Genomic DNA, 4,141 nt, shown 5'->3' with positions numbered 1-4,141 from the left:
CGCGCGCGCAGCTCCTCCAGCACGGACGCCAGCGCGGGATCGGTGTGCAGCTCGGGTTCCATCGCGGTCCTCGCCTCGGCGCGCACGCCGGCTCGCGCGCGCTGCGGATGTCGTCAAGGGGTCTCGGCGGGCGTCGCCGCCGCGCCGCCGTAACGGTACCAGTCGACGCGCCGCGTGAGGTACATCAGCAGCGCGACCGCGGCCAGCAACGCCAGCGCGCCCGCCAGCAGCGAGTAGCGCTCGGCGACCACCAGCCCGTACAGCAGCGCGTACACCAGCAGCATCAGCGCGCCGAGCAGCAGGCCGGCGCGGCGCGCGCGCAGCACCGCGCCGGCGTAACCGCCGACCAGCGTCGCCACCGCCAGCGCCGCGGCGAGATAGGCCCGGGCGAAGCCGATCTGCTCGGACAGCGCCAGCAGCACCAGGTAGAACGTCGCCAGCGCCAGCCCGATCAGCAGGTACTGCACCGGATGCACGCGCAGCCGCCGCAGCACCTCGAACAGGAAGAAGGCGACGAAGGTGAAGGCGACGAACAGGATGCCGTATTTGCCGGTGCGCTCGTTCTGCTGGTAGACGTCGACCGGCTGGACCAGGTCGACGCCGAACGCGGCGCCGGCGAGATCGGCGCCGCCGACTTCGCCCGCCCACCATCGCTGGCCGAAGCCGCGGTTGAGGTCCAGCACCTGCCAGCGGGCGCTGAAGCCGTCGGCCTCGACGCGCCGCTCCGCCGGCAGGAACGCGCCGGCGAAGCCGGGATCGGGCCAGGCGCCGGCGATCGTCGCTTCCGTGCGCCGCGCCAGCGGCAGCACGCGCAGGCTGCGCGTGCCGGCCAGGGTGAACGTCGCCTCGAAGGCGACATCGCGCGCCGGCATGGCGTCGACGCCGGACGGCGCGGCCACCGCCGACAGCGGCACCGCGACGACGTGCAGGTCGCCCAGCGCGGCGCTGTCCGGCTGCGGCTCGCGGGCGACGCCGTCGATGCGCACCGCGTCCAGCGCGCGAATGCCGTGCACGTCGGCGATCGGCAGCCACAGCCGCGCCTCGCTCCAGCGCGCCGTCGCGCCAGACGGCGCCAGCGCGGCGAGATCGGCCGCGCGGAAGCGGCCGCCGAGACGCACCTGCGCGGTGTACACCGGCGCTTCGTAGATGCCGTAGCTGCGCCGCTCGGTCGCCAGCGTCGCGCGCACGTCCAGCGCATCGGCCAGCACGATGCGCATGCGGTGCTCGACGCGCGCCTCCTTGCCGTCGCGCACGGTCACCGCCATCGGCACCGCCAGCACCGCGCCGCCCAGCGTCTGCGGCGCGCCCCAGCGCTGCGCGATCTGCGCGATCGCCTGCTCGCGCATGCCCACGCGCTCGCGCAGCAGGTCCCGCACCTGCGCCAGCGGAATGGATATCAGCAGCGCCAGCACGCCGACACCCAGCGCCTTCAGCGTGATCGAATCGGACCGTCGCATCGCGATGGCCTCCCGGAACCCGACGCGATCACACGCGCCGGCGCGGGCGGCGCAGGGATGCGTTGCGGGCGATTCGCGGGCCGGGAGGGCGCTCGGGAGGGCAAGCACCGTGCGCGCGGAGGCCGCGTGTGCCGCTGCGGCGGACCGGCACTGCGCACCCCCATCGCTTGCGATGGGGGTGCGGGTCGGGGTGAAGAGGCTCCACGCCGGACACGTCGCGCGCGTCGGCGTTCGCACGGCCGGCGCATCGCGATTCGCCGCGACTCCGTCCTACGCGGTTTCCGCGTCGGCGAAGAAGCGCTGCACGTCGGCCAGCGCGCGCGTCAGCGGCATCGGCGGCAGGCTCTGCAGGAACAGGCGGCCGTAGCCGCGCGTGCTCAGGCGCGGGTCGCACAGCACCAGCACGCCGCGGTCGTGCACGTCGCGGATCAGGCGGCCGGCGCCCTGCTTCAGCGCGATCACCGCGGTCGGCACCTGCCAGTCGGTGAACGGGTTGCCGCCGGCGCGGCGCAGCGCTTCCAGGCGCGCTTCCAGCACCGGGTCGTCCGGCGCGGCGAACGGCAGCTTGTCGATGATCACGCACGACAGCGCCTCGCCGGCGACGTCGACGCCCTCCCAGAAACTGGCTGCGCCCAGCAGCACGCCGTGGCCGCAGGCGCGGAACCCGGTCAGCAGCTGGTGGCGCGGCGCGGTGCCCTGCACGAACAGCGGCCACGGCACGCGGTCGCGCAGCAGCTCGGCGGCGCGGCGCAGCGCGCGGTGCGAGGTGAACAGCAGGAAGGCGCGGCCGCGCGAGGCTTCCAGCACCGGCAGCGCCGCCTCGATCACGCGCTCGGTGTAGGCCGGCGTGTTCGGATCGGGCAGGCCCTTCGGCAGGTAGGCCAGCGCCTGCGTGGCGAAATCGAACGGGCTGTCCAGGCTGAGCGTGTGCGGATCGTCCAGGCCGAGCTGGCGCGCGAAGTGCTCGAAGCTGCCCGCCACCGACAGCGTCGCCGAGGTGAAGATCCAGCTCGCGCGCGTGGCCTCGCGCAGCGCGCGCAGCGGCGGCGCCAGATCGAGCGGCGTCGCGCTCAGCACGAAACCGCGCTCGGACAGTTCGTACCAGCGCACCTCGTCGCCGTCGGGATCGTCGAGCAGCTTCTGCAGGCGCGCGGCCAGCGTCTCGGCGCGCGCGTGCACATTGTCCATGCCGCGCGAGCGCTCGGCCTGCGGCACCAGCGCCTCGGCCAGCGCGGCCAGCGCGTCGTGCAGCGCGCGCAGCGCGTCGACGGCCTCGCCGCGCTGTTCGATCTGCGCCCACGCGCCGCGCTGCGGCAAGGGATCGAGCGCAAGGCGCGCCTGCTTCAACGCGGCGTCCAGCGCGTCCAGCGGCGGCTGCAGCACGTTCAGCGCGCCGCTGACGTCGCCGCACTCGGCCAGCGTGTCCTGCGCGAGGTCGGCGAGCTGGCGCGCGCCGACGCTGGTCGAGAAGAATTGCCCGGCCAGTTCGGGAATCTGGTGCGCCTCGTCGAGGATGAAGGCGTGCGCGCCCGGCAGGATTTCGCCGAAGCCCTCCTGCTTCAGCGCCAGGTCGGCGAACAGCAGGTGGTGGTTGACCACCACCAGGTCGGCCTCCTGCGCCGCGCGCCGCGCCTTGACCACGAAGCAGTCGTCGAAGAACGGGCACTCGGCGCCGAGGCAGTTCTCGGCGGTCGAGGTGACGCGCGGCCACAGCGGCGAGTCCTCGGGGATCTCGGCGAGCTCGGCGCGATCGCCGCTCGCCGTGCGCGCCCCCCAGGTGCGGATCGCCTGCAGTTGTGCGGTCTGCGCGCGCGTGGCGAAGCGGCCGTCCTTGACGGCCTGGTCGAGCCGGTAGCGGCACAGGTAATTGGCGCGTCCCTTCAGCAACGACGTCTTCAGGCGCGCGCCCAGCACCGAGCGCACGCGCGGCAGGTCGCGGTGGAAGAGCTGGTCCTGCAGGGTCTTGGTGCCGGTGGAGACGATCACGCGCTTGCCGGAGAGCAGCGCCGGCACCAGGTAGGCAAAGGTTTTCCCGGTGCCGGTGCCGGCCTCGGCGATCAGCGTGCCGCCGTCGTCGATCGCCTGTGCCACCGCCTGCGCCATCGCCTGCTGCGAAGCGCGCGGCGCGAAGTTGGGCAGCTCGCGCGCGAAAGGGCCGTCCGGGCCGAGCAGCCCGGCGATGTCGTCGTCCGTCATCCGGCAAGTATCGCCGAGCGGCGCGCGGCTTGGGAGTGCTGCGGGGCCGATCCGGCGCCAGGCGCGATCCGGCTCGCCACGCCGCGGCCGCCGCGGTTCGGCACGTGCGTGTGGATCCGCGGGGTGGAGACGTCCTTGTGGCCCAGCAACTCCTGGATCGTGCGGATGTCATAGCCGCCCTCGATCAGGTGGGTGGCGAAGCCATGGCGCAGCGTGTGCGCGGCAGCATCGTGCGGCGGCCCTTGCCGCCCTTGCCGCCCTTGCCGTCGCGCACGCAGCCGCATCGCTGCCTTTCATCGCTGCAGATTCGAGGTGATAAGACATATCCCTGCGGCCGTGTCGGATAACACGGCCGGCATTCACTTCGCCGCGCGACGCCGCCAGTCCGCAAGACCTCGAACTTGTGCAGGAAACCGGCTTGACGACCCGTAAGGGCGCGGCGCAGGCTAGCTGTGTAAACCCACCAGGTTGTTCATGTCGATGCGGGT

3 protein-coding genes are annotated in these 4,141 nt (G+C 73.4%); all 3 read right to left on the bottom strand.

Features of this window, described 5'->3' with window-relative positions:
* Positions 1 to 113 precede the first annotated feature (113 nt).
* Complete coding sequence (gene creD, locus MBSD_RS09220; RefSeq protein ID WP_062537056.1) at positions 114 to 1,457, bottom strand: cell envelope integrity protein CreD; 1,344 nt, start codon at positions 1,455 to 1,457, stop codon at positions 114 to 116.
* 270 nt (positions 1,458 to 1,727) lie between these two features.
* Positions 1,728 to 3,653, bottom strand: a complete 1,926-nt coding sequence (gene yoaA, locus MBSD_RS09215) for a DNA repair helicase YoaA (RefSeq protein ID WP_062537055.1) — start codon at positions 3,651 to 3,653, stop codon at positions 1,728 to 1,730.
* Entirely contained in the window at positions 3,650 to 3,937 is a 288-nt protein-coding gene (locus tag MBSD_RS09210; RefSeq protein ID WP_082306579.1) for a tyrosine-type recombinase/integrase, read from the bottom strand. Before MBSD_RS09210 ends, yoaA begins: the two co-directional genes overlap by 4 nt.
* Positions 3,938 to 4,141: the final 204 nt, after the last annotated feature.

The sequence above is a fragment of the Mizugakiibacter sediminis genome, from assembly GCF_000953855.2.
Lineage (GTDB): Bacteria > Pseudomonadota > Gammaproteobacteria > Xanthomonadales > Rhodanobacteraceae > Mizugakiibacter > Mizugakiibacter sediminis.
The sequence above is the reverse complement of the archived record's forward strand: the minus strand, read 5'-3'. Positions and strand labels throughout refer to the sequence as shown.

Excerpts from the sequence above, each read along its gene's own strand:
- yoaA (WP_062537055.1), bottom strand. The coding sequence starts at position 3,653 with ATGACGGACGACGACATCGCCGGGCTGCTCGGCCCGGACGGCCCTTTC.
- creD (WP_062537056.1), bottom strand. The coding sequence starts at position 1,457 with ATGCGACGGTCCGATTCGATCACGCTGAAGGCGCTGGGTGTCGGCGTG.
- MBSD_RS09210 (WP_082306579.1), bottom strand. The coding sequence starts at position 3,937 with ATGCGGCTGCGTGCGCGACGGCAAGGGCGGCAAGGGCGGCAAGGGCCG.